The 16,810-nt window shown below is 66.7% G+C and carries 12 protein-coding genes; 5 read left to right on the top strand and 7 right to left on the bottom strand.

What is annotated here, in order from left to right; all coding sequences use genetic code 11:
- Window positions 1–1,529: 1,529 nt before the first annotated feature.
- Window positions 1,530–1,907 carry a hypothetical protein gene (locus ABD225_RS09215; protein WP_344083939.1) on the bottom strand — a complete coding sequence of 126 codons (378 nt, stop codon included), beginning with the start codon at window positions 1,905–1,907 and terminating at the stop codon, window positions 1,530–1,532.
- Window positions 1,904–2,470, bottom strand: coding sequence for a hypothetical protein (locus tag ABD225_RS09210; RefSeq protein WP_344083936.1), 567 nt, complete (start codon window positions 2,468–2,470; stop codon window positions 1,904–1,906). The genes ABD225_RS09215 and ABD225_RS09210 overlap by 4 nt, the downstream gene beginning before the upstream one ends.
- Before the next feature lie 452 nt (window positions 2,471–2,922).
- Between ABD225_RS09210 and mobF the strand changes: the two genes are divergently transcribed.
- Both mobF and ABD225_RS09200 read left to right on the top strand, forming a co-directional pair.
- Entirely contained in the window at window positions 2,923–4,065 is a 1,143-nt protein-coding gene (gene mobF, locus ABD225_RS09205; RefSeq protein WP_344083933.1) for a MobF family relaxase, read from the top strand.
- A gap of 46 nt (window positions 4,066–4,111) precedes the next feature.
- The gene (locus ABD225_RS09200) at window positions 4,112–5,191 is read left to right on the top strand and encodes an ATP-dependent DNA helicase (protein ID WP_344083969.1); all 1,080 of its coding nucleotides are present in this window, start codon (window positions 4,112–4,114) and stop codon (window positions 5,189–5,191) included.
- A gap of 575 nt (window positions 5,192–5,766) precedes the next feature.
- Here the strand turns inward: ABD225_RS09200 and ABD225_RS09195 are convergent.
- The 5 genes from ABD225_RS09195 to ABD225_RS09175 are packed head-to-tail and all read right to left on the bottom strand — an operon-like array spanning window position 5,767 to window position 13,240.
- Window positions 5,767–6,267 (bottom strand): phosphatase domain-containing protein, encoded by a 501-nt coding sequence (locus ABD225_RS09195; protein WP_344083930.1) that lies wholly within the window; start codon window positions 6,265–6,267, stop codon window positions 5,767–5,769.
- On the bottom strand, window positions 6,264–9,848 hold the full coding sequence (locus ABD225_RS09190; protein WP_344083927.1) for a HEAT repeat domain-containing protein: 3,585 nt from the start codon (window positions 9,846–9,848) through the stop codon (window positions 6,264–6,266). The genes ABD225_RS09195 and ABD225_RS09190 overlap by 4 nt, the downstream gene beginning before the upstream one ends.
- 58 nt (window positions 9,849–9,906) lie before the next feature.
- Window positions 9,907–10,569, bottom strand: a complete 663-nt coding sequence (locus tag ABD225_RS09185) for a Maf family protein (RefSeq protein WP_344083924.1) — start codon at window positions 10,567–10,569, stop codon at window positions 9,907–9,909.
- Between the two features lie 5 nt (window positions 10,570–10,574).
- Window positions 10,575–11,561, bottom strand: a complete 987-nt coding sequence (locus tag ABD225_RS09180; protein ID WP_344083921.1) for a nucleotide kinase domain-containing protein — start codon at window positions 11,559–11,561, stop codon at window positions 10,575–10,577.
- A 2-nt stretch (window positions 11,562–11,563) separates the two neighbouring features.
- Window positions 11,564–13,240: a thymidylate synthase gene (locus ABD225_RS09175; protein WP_344083918.1), complete on the bottom strand. Its 1,677-nt coding sequence runs from the start codon at window positions 13,238–13,240 to the stop codon at window positions 11,564–11,566.
- 379 nt (window positions 13,241–13,619) lie between these two features.
- On the opposite strand from ABD225_RS09175, the gene ABD225_RS09170 reads away from it, so the two are divergent.
- The 3 genes from ABD225_RS09170 to ABD225_RS09160 all read left to right on the top strand — a co-directional run bounded on the left by ABD225_RS09170 (window position 13,620) and on the right by ABD225_RS09160 (window position 16,588).
- On the top strand, window positions 13,620–14,207 hold the full coding sequence (locus ABD225_RS09170) for a helix-turn-helix domain-containing protein (protein ID WP_344083915.1): 588 nt from the start codon (window positions 13,620–13,622) through the stop codon (window positions 14,205–14,207).
- 132 nt (window positions 14,208–14,339) lie between these two features.
- Window positions 14,340–15,776: a DDE-type integrase/transposase/recombinase gene (locus ABD225_RS09165; protein WP_344083912.1), complete on the top strand. Its 1,437-nt coding sequence runs from the start codon at window positions 14,340–14,342 to the stop codon at window positions 15,774–15,776.
- On the top strand, window positions 15,773–16,588 hold the full coding sequence (locus tag ABD225_RS09160; protein WP_344083909.1) for an ExeA family protein: 816 nt from the start codon (window positions 15,773–15,775) through the stop codon (window positions 16,586–16,588). Before ABD225_RS09165 ends, ABD225_RS09160 begins: the two co-directional genes overlap by 4 nt.
- Window positions 16,589–16,810 lie beyond the last annotated feature (222 nt).

Raw genomic sequence — 16,810 nt, 5'->3', positions numbered from 1 at the left:
GTCGGGCCGAGCGTGGCCCTCACGTCGGCTCGTTATCTCGACCCGTTCGATGGGCCCAAGCCTCCCAAGCGACGGGTGACACGTCGGCCCGACGGGCGAGCCAGAACTGACAGCACGGGGCAGCACGGGATTTCCGAGGCGCTGCCCCTCGCGGGGGCAGCAGCGCTGCGGGGGGCGAGAACAATCGTCTCGCCCCCCGGCCCTACCAGGGCTCCAACGTGATCGTGATAACTCCCGAGGCGCTGACCGCCATGGTTACGCGATATCCCACGCTTCCTCACCTCCTTGCCAGCAAGACTGGTTTTGCCCAAATCGGACCTTCTGCCCACCAGTGTGACCAGAGCCAGTCCGCCGCAGCAAACCTTGTGCGAGGCGATCTCGGCGGGGCACAATAACGTTGTCAGCAGTACACACACCCGTTCTCAGCGGCTTGTTGGGACGTCTAGAGCGGTGGTGGAAGACGAAACCAGCGGTCATATATATGTACGTCTCGTACCCCATGTACCCCTGCACCCCTGGACCCCTCGGGCCCCCGCTGAAAGCGCAGGTAACGTGCCGATAAGTCCTCCTAGCGTCGACCCAGACGTCCTCAATCACCTCAATAGGGCTGTCGACCGATCCAAGCGCACGTCGACCGTCCAGCTGCCGCTGTCCTTCGTCCGCGCTTCGAAGGTTGGAACGGCGCCACCCCTGGCCAAGCTTCTCCGGGCTGGTGGCGTACGTCTGCGCCTCTTTCTCACGTTCGTCATGATTGCGACACGAGCACCGCACGCACTGCCGGCTCCATCCGCTCAGCTGATGGCTCTTTGGGTAGGCCTGGCCGATCCGACTGCGCAGGACCTCCGGCGGGTCAGAGATGCCGTCCGATGGCTTGAACGCAACGGCTTTCTCAAGAGGAGCACCCAGTCAGATGCATCCAAGCCGGGGTTCGGCCGCCCACAGATCGTCCTGCTTGACCCGGCCCTGGCCGGGGCGAAATGGCCTGGAAGCGGTCGTGGCCGCTACGTCACCGTGCCGATCCGGCTGTGGTCGGATGGATGGACGATTGCGCTATCCCCCCGGGCATTGACCATGTATGTCGTTCTCTCCGAGCTCACTGGAGGACACCCCAACGGCACATACGCCGATGGTGGTCGCAAGCGCCAGTATGACCTGTCCGATGACACATGGACTCGAGGTGCGAGAGAACTTGTCGCGGCGGGCCTCATAGTCACAAGTTGGGAACGGGAGGATCCCGACTTCTACGAGCCGACCTGGCGCATGCGCTACCGGTTGCTTCCCGTCGGGGATTAGGTCCCATCCGCGGCATCGAGATGCTCAAGATCCTTGCTGTCATTGGCCGAGATTCCGGAAGTCTCCCTGGACGCGTAGCAGGGCGGTCCTAGGCGGCAGCCAATGCAGTCAGAGTGTTGCTGACGGAAGTCGTCCAGCCTCGACCCGGGCGATGCTGCGTCGCACGAGTTCAAGTTCTCATTGGGAGATCAAGCTCGGCAATAGCGATTTCATTCGGTCCGGTAGGGCGGTGAGAGTCAAGCTGGAGGGAGGGCATGCGCGAGATTCCGATGCATCTCAGCAATGGTGTCGAGCGCTATTGGCCCTACTGCCTGGAGCTTCGGATAGAGCTTCTTTGGCCAGAGCGCTTGCACGCCGCGGGTCGCGAACGTACCGCCGATCCAGGGCCAGTCTGCTTCCATGAAGCAGAGCACCCCGTTAACCGGGACATCGTCATCGAGCAGTCCCCGCACCACCTCGACTTGCTGGAGGACTCCGTCGACGAGTTTGGTGCAGTCGCGTGAACCGACGAGCAGTCGCTCCACACGAGGCCGGAAGAGACCTCCTTCGATCTTGAGGTGAGGGCGGCCCCGGTACTTCTTGGCGTCGATGACGTAAATGCCGGTCGCGGTCACCCGAGGTGGTCGATGTTGGCCTTGCTTCTCGGGATCCGCCTGTCGTGCAGCAGCCGGACAGTCGCCGAGGCGAGTCGATCAAGGTCCCTGCCGAGTCTCTCTTCTCCAACGGCACCGACGTCCCATGCAGTTGTGGACTGCTTCTCGTCTGAAAGGGCGAGGATCAGGCCGCCGAGCTTCGGGTGGCTAGTCCGGACGCGTTCCTCATGGCGTGTCTTGCGCCGCTCGAACTCACGACGCGCTGACGCCCCGGGCGTACCGGGATCGATGACTTCTGCAACCGGAGTCTCGCCTGCCTCGACGACCGCAGGCTCCCCATCATCAACTACAGCGGGTTCAACGACCCTGGCGACCACAGGCTCCTCGACTTTGGTGACGGTGGATTCGACGGGTCTTGCGACAGCGGGCTCGACCGGAGCGTTCACGTCATGGCTGATGCACCGGACCGTCTTGGTCGGCCGTTCGTAAACCGCTTCGGCCTTGGCGAGAATTCTGAGCCCGCAGATACGGCACGTGCCGGCGTATCGAAGGCGCATGCGTTTCTCGTTGGTTCCCCCGTCCACGCGACTACCGTACGGTTACCGGGTTCCCAAGAGGGTGCTCCGACGGCACAAGAAGCTGCCGGTGCGGATGAGGTCGCTTTCCGCGTGACGCTAGACCGCAACTCCGACACCACTCGACGGCCACGGACCTGAGTCCCCGCTGCGCCGCCCACCAGAGTGCTCTCTGGCGACAACTCGGAGAAGCGCCACTGCCAGTTCCGAGCCAGGCACGTCGATCACGTTCCGACAACGCGAACGACGAACCCACCGCGATCACTGCATCTGACCGACTCAATCCAACCCGGTCCTCACCCCGCTGCCCTTCCGATAGTGACGACGGTTGACGACTGTGAAGACAGGTCACCCGATACCGCCGAAACCCCTCAAACCCTGCGGCACGCATGCTACGAATTTCCGTAGGGATGTCCCCCCTGTGGATGAAAAACACTGCTCCACAGGGTAATTGACGAGTAGTGACGGGCGGTGACGAGGTGCGCGGCGGGGTCAAGTTTTACCGTGGCAACGCCGCTGCGGCGCGCAACTACGTCGAGGCGGACCGCTCCCGAGTCGACGACTACTACCTCGCCGAGGGCACCGGCCTCGCCACGCACATTGTCGCGATCAGCAACGGCGACGTCGTCATGTTGACGGACGCCGGCCAGCTCGACGGTCCGGCCTACGAGCGATGGGTCGCCGGCTACGACGTCGCCACCGGGTTCGCGAAGGGCCGGCTCCGCCAGGACGACAACGCCCTGCGCTTCGTTGAGGTCGTCGTCAACGGGCCCGAGAGCTGGTCCTTGGCCGCGGCGATGCACCCAGCCGTCGCCACCGCATACGACGCCGCCCAGGCCCGCGCGGCCCGCGAGATCATCGCCTGGCTCGCCGAGCACGCCACCACCCGGATCGGCCCGCGCGGCCGCCAGGTCCAGATTCCCGTCGAGCGGCTCGAGGCCGCCATCGTGCGCCACCACACCTCCCGCGCCGGGGACCCGCACCAGCACCTGCACCTACAGATCAACGCCCGCGTCTTCGCCGCCGGCACCTGGCGAGGCCTGCACTCGGTCGGCGTCGTCGACTCCATCAACGCACTCAACGGGATGGGCCGGGCCGCGATGCAGTGCGACCCGCAGTTCCGCAAGGCCCTCGCCGACCACGGCTACACCCTCGACCCGAGGACCGGCGAGGTGACGCAGTTCGCCGACTACGTCGGCCGGTTCAGCGCCCGCGCCGAACAGATCACCCGGAACGTCGACCGCTACGAGGCCGAGTGGCGCACCGAGAACCCGGGCCGGGAGCCCGGACCGAAGCTGCGCGCCGCCTGGGACCGCCGCGCCTGGGCGCAGGCGCGCCCGGACAAGGTCGCCCCCCTCGACGGCGCCGACCTCACCCGCCGCTGGAACCAGGAGCTGGCCGACCTCGGCTACGCCCCCCCCGAACGCCCCCACCCCCCTGACAAGCGTGCCGATCGCGGAGCTCAACCGCGACGCCGTCGTCGAGGTCGCCATCTCCCGCCTCGGCGCGAAGCGCTCGAGCTGGAACGCCGCCGACATCCGCGGCGAGGTCGAGCGCCTCATCGCCGACGTCAACATCATCGCGTCCGGCCCGGTCCGTCGTGAGCTCGCCGAGGACCTCACCTCCCGTGCCCTCTCTGTATGCGTGCGCATGCTCGAGCGGGACGACGTGCCTGAGCATGTGCGTGCCTTGACCTCGAAGCGGGTCGTGGGTGTTGAGGAGGCCATCACTGCGAAGCTCATCGAGCGCGGCGAAGGCTCGGTGGCCCAGGCTGCGTACGGCGCTACTGACTTCCCTGAGCTCGACCCCACACAGCTGGATGTGGCCAGAGTTCTGGGGGGCTTCGCAAGATTGCTTGTGGTCGAGGGTGCTGCTGGCTCGGGCAAGACGACCACGTTGGCAGCCGCACAGAAGATGCTTGCGTCCTCCGGCTCGAGAATGGTCATCGTGACACCGACCCTGCAGGCGGCCAGCGTCGCCGCCGCCGAAGTCGGCGCCGAGGCTCACTCGGCAGGGTGGCTGATCCATCAGCACGGATACCGATGGGACGACGATGGGTTCTGGTGGCGGGTCACCGCCGACCCCGAGCCGGCGGCGCAGCTCGGCTACGGCGACCTCCTCCTCATCGACGAGGCCGGCATGCTCGACCAAGACACCGCACTTGCCCTGCTGAAGATCGCCGACGAGAACTACGCCCGGATCGCGTTCGTCGGCGACCGCCACCAGCTCCCGGCCGTCGGCCGCGGAGGTGTGCTCGACCTTGCCGCAACATGTGCGGGAACTCGAGGCCGTTGGTCCCTGGAGACCGTGCACCGCTTCAGCGACCCTGAGTACGCGGACCTGTCTCTGCTGATGCGGTCGGGCGATCGTGCCGGCTACGTCTTCGACACGCTCCTGGACCGCGGCGAGGTCGTCATCTACCGCTCGATGGCTGAGGCGTTACAGTCGCTCACCCGTGAGGACGGCCTGGTCGTCGCTGACCGACGCGACCTCTTCTCTCAGCTCAACTCGACCATCCAAGACACCCGCCACTCCGCCTCCACGGGAGGACTGCAGCGAGTCGGCACCCGGGACGGCCGGATCTTCGGAATCGGTGATCCAATCAGCACCCGCCGCAACGACCGCGAACTCGACGTCGCGAACCGGGACACCTGGGTCATCACCGGATTCGATGCCGACTTCACGGTCAACGTCGCAGGCCGGCGCGGTCACCGGGCCTTGCCTCCCTAGTACGTCGCTCAGCATGTCGAGCTGGCCTACGCGACCACCGTATATGGAGCTCAAGGCCAGACGGTCGACACCGCCCACCTGCTGCTCACGGACACCACTGGCGCCGCCAGCGCATATGTCGCGATGACCAGAGGGCGCCATCGCAACACGGCCCATCTCGTGGCCAAGGACGACGCCACAGCGCGCCAGCAGTGGGTGCAGGCCTTCAGCCGTGACCGAGCAGACCTCGGTCCGAACCGCGCCGCCACGATCGCCGAGCGCGAGGTCGCACGGTACGGCAGCGTGAGTCGTCGGCGGCACGAGGATCATCACTACATGCGACCGGAGCCGAGCCAGGGCTATGGGAGGGTCGGTGATCGGACAAGGGTCTTGCCGTCTGAAGTTGGACGGGCTGTGAGCCGCGCAAATTGATGTACCGTTACCGGGTGTCGGCCGATCGCGCGGAGTAGTGGCCTTGTAGCTGGGCAGATGAGGTGGATGGGCAGTCGCGAACTGAGCGATCCGCTACTCGTCGAGATGACCCGGGGTTGGAGAACCAGCCAGCGCGGGTGTCCGTGGTGTTCACGGTGTGCCGGCTACGACTGAGAACTGTTCTCCGGTCTCGTGTGATGTGGGGTCCGGCTGGCGTCGATCCAGCCTGGGGCGACCAGGATCGGGATGCCGCGCTCCTCGCACAGACGCCGAATCGACGGGTCGTCGTCCGCCATTCCGATCACCTCGAAGGTCTCCTCTATGCGTTTCAAGTGCTTGGCCTTGACCTCGTAGGTTGACAGGTCCCGGTCTTCCGGAAGCCGCATGTAGGTCTTCGCCGGCCAGATCTGCAGACGGTCGAAGAGCTGCATCGTCTTCGCGTAGTAGTGGCGCTCGCGATAGGTCGACATGATGATAGTTACGCCCGCCTTCTCTAGAGCCCGGAGCAGCACAAGGGTGCGCGTCGCGGCCGGTGCATCCCAGACCGCCTGCTCGTGATACGCATCGAGGTCGTGGACCTCGCTGGAGAAATGCTCGCGCAGCGCGACGGTGTATTCGATCACCGTGCCGTCGATGTCGAAGACGAAAGCTTGGGGTCGGCTCATGCCGGGACACCAGCGCAGAGATCGCGTGCGCGGGAGGCGATCTGGGGCTCGGGGTCGTTCACGAGTGCGCGCAGAGCCTGCCGCACTGACTCGCTCGCCCCTTCGTCACTCACGAGGGAGCCCAAACACTCCATGGCGGCAAACCGGACCTCCGGCTCAGCGTCGTGCGCTGCCGTGAGGATGATCTCGACGATCTCAGCAGTGCGCCACTCGGCTGCGCCATCCGGCCGGGCCAGTTCCTTGGCCACGGCGGTGATGCACTCGCGCCGCACCCAGTACTGATAGTCCTTCATGTAGTCGCGCACGATGCCGAGCACCGCGTCACCGCCGAGGCCGAGGTACGCGATCTGTGACGCCGAGGCCCACCGCAGGCCCTCGTCCTCATCGGCCCGAATCAGGTCGAACGTCGCGAGATCGCCAGTGCTCCGCTCCTCTTCAAGGACCCTGAAGATGTTGGTGTAGCGGTCGTTCTTCATCAGCTCGGAGTTCATGAACTTGGGGTCGGCGGGGGCCCGCAGCGAGCGGGCCACCTCCTCGACACGGGTGCGTTTGTCGGATCGCAGCGCACTCAAGGCGTCGCCGGCGCTCGTGGTGGTCGCTATCGCCCTGCGCCCCAAACTGGGTGCAGCCTTCGGTGGCTCGAGAACAGCCATCGAATACCGCGCGGCGAACTCGACGGAGTCGAGATCCTCGAGCTTCGCCATCGCCCGAACGTGTTCCCAGGCTGCGCTGAGGTGGCGCCGAGCAATCTCCTGGTCCGCCGGCCGGAAGGCGCCGAGGGAACGCGCGGCCTCCCAGCGGACGTGAGGGTGTTCATCTTGCACGCACGCCTCGATGATCGATTCACTCACCGCAACACACTCCGGGCCGACCTCCGACGCGAGCCGCTGGATGTCGGGGAGGAAGAACGCGACCTGCCGACGCACCCACACGTCTTCGTCCTTCACGAGCTGTTTAAGCAGATCGAGACAACAAGGGATGAGAGAGCGATCCACACCGCCCAGGTGGGCGGCGACGCTAACTGCCCGCCAGCGGACGTCAAGGATTTCGTCCTCCGCGATGCGCCGCACGGTCTCGAAGGCGTGCTGCGGATCTGTCAGCAGCCCTCGTCTGCCCTGGACGACGGCGCGACGCAGGCGCCACCGGTCACTGGAACGCCACTCGCTGGTCAGGCGCTGGGCCAGAGTCGGGTTGGTCGTGAACAGGTCGCCGAGAGTGTTGCCGGCCTGCCGCCGCACCCGCCAGTTGAGGTCCTCGGCCAACCCCGCCAAGAGGCGTTCGACGTGGGCCTCGTGTTCATACAGTTGCGCGAGGGCGGAGCCAGCCGTCTCACGAGCGCGCCATTCGGGATGGCCGCACAGCCATTCGGTGTGTGCGGGCGCGACATCCAGGCCCGTTCTCGCGGGGTCGCGCATCACGGTGACATCGATCGTGCCCAACGCGAGCCCCGCGAAATAGCGGACCGACGCATCTCCGTCCACCGCCAGGGCCTTGATACTGTCGATGAGGTCGTGTCCGGACCGCGGGTCCGCGAGAACGAAGTTGCAGACGAAGCGCTTCCACCGCTCTGAGGTGGAACCCCTCTCCCCCTCCGCGTCGATGTCCCTCGAAGATCCGGGCCGGCGTCCCTGGGCCGTCTCCTCCAGGAGAGTGAAGGCTGCTTCCAGCGGACCGTTTGTCTCGGTGTTCCGTTCGGTGGCCAGGTGCAGGAGCAGGTGGGTGAGGATGCCCTCGAGGAAACGGACCGAGCCCGCGGCATCGACGAAGGAACGCACAGCGGCGACCAACTCGTCCTTGGACTCAAGGTGTCTCAGGGTGCGTTCGATGATCGCCTCGGCGGCGACGTACTCGAAGAAGGCGTCGTGCTTGAAGCGCACCCGCTGCGTCAGACCCTGCGTGGTCGGATCGTCCGAGACATCGACCACCACGTCCAGGCCCTGCAGGGTCTTAATGGCATCTTGGCCAGTCATCGAACCACTGCCCAGGATGGCGATCGCGTCATCCAGCGCGACTTCGTCGGCGCCCTTGGTGACGGCGTTTTCGTAGGTCACGTGGGCCAGCATGAGGAGCCTGCCGCGAAGCTGGCCGCGCGGCTGCTGCGGCAACTTCTCGTTCGTGTATGCGTGGAAGACGCCACGCCGATTGGCTCCGGGTGGCAACTGGGCATCCCGGAAGGCCTCAGCGGTGAAGCGCAACAGGAGAGGGTCACGGCACAACTGGCCGAGGACCCCGGTCGGCCGCCCGCGGTAGCAGTAGACCTTCCGGTAGGCCTGCTCTGCCTTCTCGAACTCGGTATCGGAGAACCGTCCGATAATGATGCGTTTGTCACTCGCCTGGCCGGTGCCTTGCGGGTCGTAGAGGCGCGCCGCAAGGTCGGCTTCGCATTCGAACTTCCACCAGTCGACCGCGCGGCAACTGATCACCACCTTAATGGGGCTACCGGCGACGCCGACGGCGAGATGGCCCAGGGTGCGGGGGAGCTCGGAGTCCCGGTTGTCTCCCGAGTCCAGCCGGGCGTGGTGCTCGTTGACACCGTCGACGAAGATGGTCAGTCGGCGGTCCAGAACAGTGAGCCACTTGTCGAGCAGAGGCCTGATCTCGTGCGGCGCGCACTGCTCGAGTCGGGCACGTGATGCTGCCTGCAGACCGTCGCCTTGCAGGCCGCCGTCGACGAGCCGAGACCGCACCGTCATCCAGAAGTCCTCTTCCGTGCCGCCGTTGGCGATCGACTTGGCCTGGAGGAGCAGTGAGACCGAGTCCTGGGTCGTCAACGCCATGTGACACATCTGGTTCGACTTACCCATCCCGGCGTCACCTGTCAGGGCGGCGATCGCCGAAGGGGAGGAAGCAAAGGCTGATAGTTCGCGGGCCACCGCCGTGCGAGCGACGAAGAGATCGGAACTGTACTTCCCGATCTCATTCGAAACCTGACGGGAGACAGCCCGACACGTCCGCTCGAACTGAGCCGGGTCCGGGAGTCCCTCGACCCGGTCCTGCAGCTCGGTCTTGAGAATGTTGAACACCATGATTCGCAGATTCGCCAGTGAGGAGAACTCTTGCACCGACCGGGCATCGTCCTCGTCGCCGTGCCCCTCGCGTCGATTGGACCGCCAGCGCGTGAGCACCCGCTGCAGGCCGCGCTCACGTCCGGGCGGACCCTGGAACCAGCCGTCAATCGCTGGCTCATCGGGGATGGGGACGGCGTCGTCGGCTCGATCGTCCTCGGCTCGATAGTTCTCAGCGGTGACGAGCACCCGGGAAGGATCGCCGACCTCGACCTCTGCGACGGTGCCGGATTCGTAGCCGTCGGTGGGTGTGCCCACCTTCCGATGGAAGACGCCGATCACGAGATCGGCCTTGCGGCAGTAGTCGAGGATTGCCTGTTGTTGGGTCTCCGCGTGGCTGTTGGCCTCCACCCAGTCCGGATCGCTCCAGATCTTGATCTCCACCTCGAAGTAGTCGGCCCTCGGCGGACCGAACCACTCGTTGATGGAGTCTTTGACAGCCTGCGCCTCGTGAGTTGCATCTCCGGGGTGGCCCACGACGATGTTGAAGTGCGTCTTCTTCACGTCCGCTGGCATGGCCGCAGTCTATCGAGGCACTGAACCACCCCGGGCGCTTGCCCGGCCCGGCAGCCGGTCAGGCGACCAACCAACTACCGCGGTTCCAGAAGTCGGGCCACGAGAGACCGACCTGCGTGGCGGCGCGGCGGAGAAGAGAGAGACTCACTCCGCTCACGGCCCAGGGATCTCCCCGAACGTCGAGGACGAAGGCCCCACCGAGGGCGTCGATGGCACAACCTGCGGCCGTCTGTGGCTCGCCACTCTCGGCCCAGGAGACAATCTCCCGCTCAGAGAACTCGTCCAGGACGAGATCACAGTGCGCCGTGGCCTCAACATGCACGGTGTCCCCCAGCGAGCCGCTGGGTGAGACAGCCGTGACCTGCCCTGTCGTGACCCGCGCCGTTCGGCCGCTGAGTTCACGCAGGTGGGCTACGGCCTGCTCGAAGGTTCGCGCCTTCTCCAGACGCCGCCCGTCGATCTCCATGATCGTGTCGCAACTGACCACCATGATCGGTCCGGGGAACGGCGGCACGAGTTGGGCGAGCGCAGCACCGACCTTGGCTTGAGCGATGAGGGTCACCACCTCCGACGTGGGCAGGGCCCACGCCGAGTCCCTGATCGCGCCCTCATCGACACCGGGGATGACGATTTCCGGCTCGAGGCCGGCAGCGCGCAGGACTTTCAGACGGGTCTTCGAGCCGGACCCGAGCACGACGAGGGACCCTCCGGTTCCGGACAAGCCGCTCAATAGTCGAGTCCCCACTTGGGAGGATAGAAGTAGGGAATCTTCGTCGAGTTCACGACGAACTTCGCTTTGATCCGCTTGCGCGCAGATTGCAGCTCTGGCATGGAGACACGCAGGTACTTGTCCGACTCACAGAAGCAGTTCTGCGCATCGATCGCCTGCAGCAGGCGGCCGTGCAGCCCGTCGAAGTCGTGGCCGAGTCGCTCCATCTCGGCCTCCTGGTTCTCGACGACCCAGCGGATGACCGCTTCCGGAGAGGCCTTGCGCTCCAACTCGAAGATCTTGTTGATCCCGCGCACGGCACCGGGACCGGCCTTGGTGAACTCGTTCTCGCTGAAGTCGATGAGCTCGCTGTAGTTGAGATCGATCGCCGTCTGGTACGACATGAAGTCGCCCATGAGGGGGTAGGCGTGCAATGCGTCGTAGACCTCCGCGAGACTGCTCGCCTCGACCACCTGCCGGTGGAGGTCGCCGTCGAGAAACATCGCGCGGAACAGCTCGAGGTGGTTGAGGTGCTTGATGCGCCGCCCGTATGCGTCGTTGGCGCAGAGGATGAATGCACCGGTGTAGATCTTCTCGCCCCGATCCCTCATCGAGGTGAGTGCCCCCTCCAGGCTGCCGTCCTCGAGGTGCGAGAGGCGCGGCGGCCCACCCAACACCTCCTTGAGGTGTTCCCAGGTCTCAATGCGCGAGAATGTCCGGAATGCCGCGATCTGGAAGGTGAGGTCCGGACCCGATTCTCCTGAGTAGCAGATGTCCTTGATGAGGTATTGGGTCACGCGGTCGCTGGCGCGGAAGACGTTGGTGAACTTGTAGGTCTGCAGGATCGGGTCATCGGTCCATGGAGCTGGCTCGCCCTGCTGTCGGCCCATGTAGATCTTCAGTCGCTCGTTGATGAAATGCCAGTAGGTCTCGTAGGCGCCGGGCCTTGGCCGCGCTCCGATCCTCTCGAGATCGCGCACTGCCGCGGGTGCATCTGCAGTCATGCTCAGTATCCTTGCGCGTCGACGGCTGCGGAGCTGCGCTGGGTGATCGAGTCGATCACCGCTCGCGCATCCTGGATGAGGCCCAACATCGCCTGCACCTTGTCCACGTCGCTTGAGGGTGTCAACGTCGCCGCCTCCAGACGAGCGAACGAGGCCTGAACGAGAGCGTTGGACGATCGTTCGTCGAGGATTGCGCCGCCCCCCTCAGCGAGGGAGTCGAGGACGGCGTCGAAGCCCTCGGTGCCGTCGCTCCAGGTTGAGGCTGTGATGTCCACTGCGGGATGGAATTCGCCGGCGTCGGCGAGGAAGGTCGCGTACTTGACCACGTAGATGTACAGATCGATCGCGGTGTCGAGGATGTTCTCGTCGGCGGTACCACGGGCCTTCCCCATCTCCTGGGAGATGATGTTCAAACGATCCACCTTGCGGGCGATGTTCGCCATGACACCGAGCACCTCGCCACGCCGCTTCCAGCTGTCGCCGTAGACCGCGGTCTTGGACGCGTGGAGTCGCTTTAGCGCCGCGCGCAGATGGTCGTGGTAGTCCCCTGCCGGACCGTCGCCGCTCGCCTTGGGGTCGCTGTCGCTGGCGACGATGGCCGCCAGGTAGTCGGTCCGCACGCTGCGCCGGAGATACTCGACCGTGGCCAGCCCGAGATCGGTCCCAGCGAGCGGGGCGAGGAGGTCGCTGAGATCCTGCTGCGGGTCCCGCTTGGCGGCCCAGAAGACCCGGAGCATGCATAGATAGGAACGGAGGAGAGGGTCTGGGAACGCGTCCAGGCGCGCGCGTTCCACCTCTCCGGTACGGATCTGCTTTTCCAGGTTCCACCACTCATCCAGTACCGCGTCGAGGTCCTCCCAGGCGGTCCCGAAGGCGACCGTCTGCACTGAGTGGCTCCCCGCATACGGGTCGATGTCGTGTCGAGGAGCCTGGGCGATCTCCTTCGCCCGGTCCCAGTGGCGCTCGTAGATGTGAGCCGACGTCGTCGAGAACGTCAGCGTGCCGACTTCGAGGTCCAACCAGTGCGCCATAAGCTCGAGCAGGAAGCCCCACTCGAAGGCGTTGATGCCGGACAGGCCCCAGATGATGTCGTTCGAGCGCACCGCGACATGCACGTTTAGTTTGCCGTCGCGTTGGATGAAGTGCAGCCAGTTGTTGCACGGGATGTCCCGGCTTTCGACATGGTCCTGAGCCGGGTCGAAGATCACGGCGACGGCCCGACGGGAGTCTGGGTTCCCCGTGAGGATACTTCGGACCGCATCGATCTGGTCGTGACCTGACCAGTTGCGCAGTCGGGGACCGTAGCCGCCGCGCCAGGTTTCGCCGTCGTCCGAGAAGTCGTTGGCGCGCGGCAGGTAAGGGAGGATCGTGGCTGTGTCGTTGCGGCCCGAGATGACCCACATCGATTCGACGATCGCCGCGAACACATTGTTGTTGCGGTGGTTGAGCACGAGACAGCGTTCCTGCGGCCGCTCCAGCGTGAACTGAATCGGGCCGACCTCGAGTGTCGTATCCCCCCGGGGCGTGACCGTCCGGCCCTGGTCCAACACCAACCGCAACAGTTCCGGAACCGCCTGGTTGATGTTGCGATATCGCATTCTGTCTCCATCGTTGCGCTTCGGCCATGCCGTCGCGACACTAGCCGGGGCGCCGGCCAAACGCTGCACAGTCAACGCCATACGTCGTCGCTGCACAGCCAGGTGGGTGGAACCGGGCTCTGGATCGATCACACTACACGAGTCGTATGGGGCTAGGCGGACGCCATCGAATCGTCGACGATCGACCTCCAGGCGAGGCGTGTGCGAGGGTGCCGACAGGCCGACTTCGCACCCGGTGAGACCGCCGGGGCCAACGTCCTCAGAGTGTTGAGCGACACCCTGACTGACCAGGGGTAGGCGGGGTGGCGTCATCGGGGGTGACGACGTGCTTGGGTGCGGGGGTACGTGGGATGGCTCTAGGGTTCGCGTCAGGAGCGTGATCACGTTCTGTTGACGCGCGACGGCCCTCCCAAGCTTTGGCGAGCAGGAGGGCCGTCACTTGGTGCTTAAGGGAGCACCCATGCTGATCGTAGGTTCCGACCCGGTTGAGGTCGAACGGATGTTGGTGTCGGGGGAGCTGTCCTGTCCCTCGTGCCGGGGTGTGCTCGTGCCGTGGGGGAACGCCCGGTGGCGATCTTCTCGCGCGGCGGCAGGGTCGGTGCGGCACCGGCCGCGCCGGGCCCGGTGCGGCTCGTGCGGGGCCACGCATGTGCTGCTGGCGCAGGTGTGGCTGCTGCGGCGGGCGGACGCGGTGGCGGTGATCGGAGCGGCGCTGGAAGCCAAGGCGGCCGGGGTCGGGCACCGGCCCATCGCGGCGGTGTTGGGCCGGCCGGTCTCCACGGTGCGCGGCTGGTTGCGCCGCTTCGCCGCCCGGGCCGAGCAGGTCCGTGGCCACTTCACCCGGTTGCTGCACGCCCTGGACCCGCTGGCCCCGGCGCTGATCCCCCGGGGCTCGGTGTTCGCTGACGCGGTCGAGGCCGTCGGGGCTGCGGCGGCCGCGGCTGTCCTGAGGCTGTCGCCGTGCCAGCCGTGGCCGTTCGCGTCCCGGGTCAGCGGCGGACGGTTGCTGTGGCCCGCCGGTGCGGGGGAGGTGAGCAACACGAGTTGACCCTGGGCACGGGCCGATCGGCCCGCCACGCTCGTCCGGACGCAGCACTTCGGACCACGTGAAAGGCCAGGAGATGACCAATCAGCACGCAGCCGGCGATCAGGAGGCCGCCGGGCCGCACGGGCCCGTGACGTGGCCCTGTTCCGGTATGCCCTGATCCGGGAGGCAGCGGACGCCTCGCTGAGCACCAGGGCCCGCGGGGTCCTGGTGCGCCAGCTCGCCGATGCCGAGCACACCGGCCCTACCGGTGAGCGGGTGCGGGTCTCGCGGGTCAGCCTGGACCGGTGGATCCGAGCCTGGCGCGCCGGCGGATTCGACGCCCTGGTCCCCTCGGCCCGGCACGCGCAGCCGCGGACCCCGGCGGGCGTGCTGGAGCTGGCCGCGGCCCTGAAGCGGGAGGTCCCCGGGCGTACCGCGGCGCAGGTCGCGGCGATCCTGGCCGAGCACGCCACCGTGGTGGTGCCTTCGGCGCGCACGTTGCAACGGCATTTCGCGCGCCTGGAGCTGAACACCCGCCCCGACGGCACCCCGCCGGTCGCGTTCGGCCGGTTCGAGGCTGCCGAGCCGAACGAGCGGTGGACCGGTGACGCGCTGCACGGCCCGGTCATCGCCGGGGCCAAGACGTACCTGCTGGCGTTCATCGATGACCACTCCCGGGCCCTGGTCGGGTACCGGTGGGGCCACGCCGAGGACACCCTGGCCCTGGCCGGTGCCCTGCGTTCCGGGCTTGCCGCCCGCGGGGTCCCGCAAGTGGTGTACCTGGACAACGGGGCGGCGATGGTCTCCAAGCAGCTGCTGCGTGCCCTGGCTGTCCTGGGTATCCGGTTGACCCACTCCCGGCCCGGGCAGCCCGCCGGGCGCGGGAAGATCGAACGCTTCTTCCGCACCGTGCGCGAACAGTTCCTCATCGAGCTGTCCGCGCCCGGCGCGCTCGAGAAGGTCACCGACCTGGCGACGTTGAACGAGCTGTTCACCGCCTGGGTCGAGACCGTCTACCACGCCCGGGTCCACACCGAGACCGGCCAGGCACCCATCGAACGGTTCCTGACCGGCGGGCCGCCAGCGGTGCCCACCCCGCAGCGGCTGCGCGAGGCGTTCCTGTGGTCCGAGCACCGCGCCGTGACCAAGACCGCGACCGTCTCCCTGCACGGCAACACCTACGAGGTCGACGCCGCCCTGATCGGCCGCCGGGTCGAGCTGCTCTTCGACCCCTTCGACCTGACCGACATCACCGTGCGCTACGCCGGACGCGACATGGGCACCGCCACCCCGCACCGCATCGGCCGCCACGTCCACCCCGCCGCCCGCGCCCAAGCCCCAGCGCCGGCGCCGGCCACCGGCATCGACTACCTCAACCTCGTCCGGGCCCGCCACACCACCGCCCTGACCGAGCGGGTGAACTACGCCGCCATCACCGAACAACCCCCACCCAAGACCGAGCACCCAGCGCCTATACGCGACGTCGCCGTACACGTCCTGCCCGGGCAGGTCGACCTGCTCGAGCTGCTCGACACCGCCACTGACCAGACGACCACCGAGCAGACCCTCGACCTTCAGGAGCAGTCATGACCCTGGATCGCCTGCAGGCCCACTACGGTTTCACCCGCATGCCGTTCGGCAAGGCCCTGGCCCCGGGCATGCTGCACCGTCACGCCTCCCACGCCGAGGCCGTCGCCCGGATCTCCTGGTGCATCACCGAACGTGCCCTCGGTGTGGTCACCGGCGAGGTCGGCGCCGGCAAGACCGTCGCCGTCCGGGCAGCCCTGGCGGCCCTGGACACCTCCCGGCACACCACGATCTACCTGGGCAACCCCGCCGTCGGCGGCCGCGGCCTCTACGGCGGGATCGTCACCGCCCTCGGAGGGATTCCCCGCTTCCACAAAGCAGCCCTGATCCCACAAACCGCCGACCTGCTCGCCGCCGAGGAACACGAACGCGGCCGCACCGTGGTCCTGGTCCTGGACGAGGCCCACCTGCTCACCGGCGACCAGCTCGAAGAGCTCCGCCTACTCACCAACGCCGACATGGACTCCCACTCACCCTTCGCGTGCCTGCTCATCGGGCAGCCCACCCTGCGCCGACGGATCAAGCTCGGCACCTTCGCCGCCCTCGACCAACGCATCGCCCTGCGCTACGCCCTGACCGCGATGAGCGCCACCGAGACCAAGAGCTACCTCGCTCACCACCTCGCCCTCGCCGGGCGCTCCGACACCCTCTTCAGCGACGACGCCACCGCCCTGATCCACCAAGTCGGACGAGGTACCCCCCGAGCGGTCAACAACCTCGCCGTCCAAGCCCTCGTCGCCGCCTACGCCGCGGGCAAGGCCATCGTCGATGAATCCTCCGCCCGAGCCGCCGTCACCGAAGTCACGACAGAATGACCACCACCGCGCCACCCTGACCACCAAGGGCCCGCCGGAACTCCCCGGCGGGCTCTTCCTTTCACCCCCGCACGTCATCACCGATCACGACGCCGCCATCGTCACCCGACGCGGCCGACAACACTCAGAGCCCGATGACCGTCGTTGGATCGGTCGGGACTGTCCGGCGAACGGTGTTTCCACCGACACGCCGACCGAGGGTCGGCGAGGAAGGTTGGTCAC

The sequence above is a fragment of the Nostocoides veronense genome (assembly GCF_039531185.1).
GTDB classification, from domain to species: Bacteria; Actinomycetota; Actinomycetes; order Actinomycetales; family Dermatophilaceae; genus Nostocoides_A; species Nostocoides_A veronense.
Note: the sequence above shows the minus strand (reverse complement) of the source record. Positions and strands in the feature narration are given on the sequence as shown.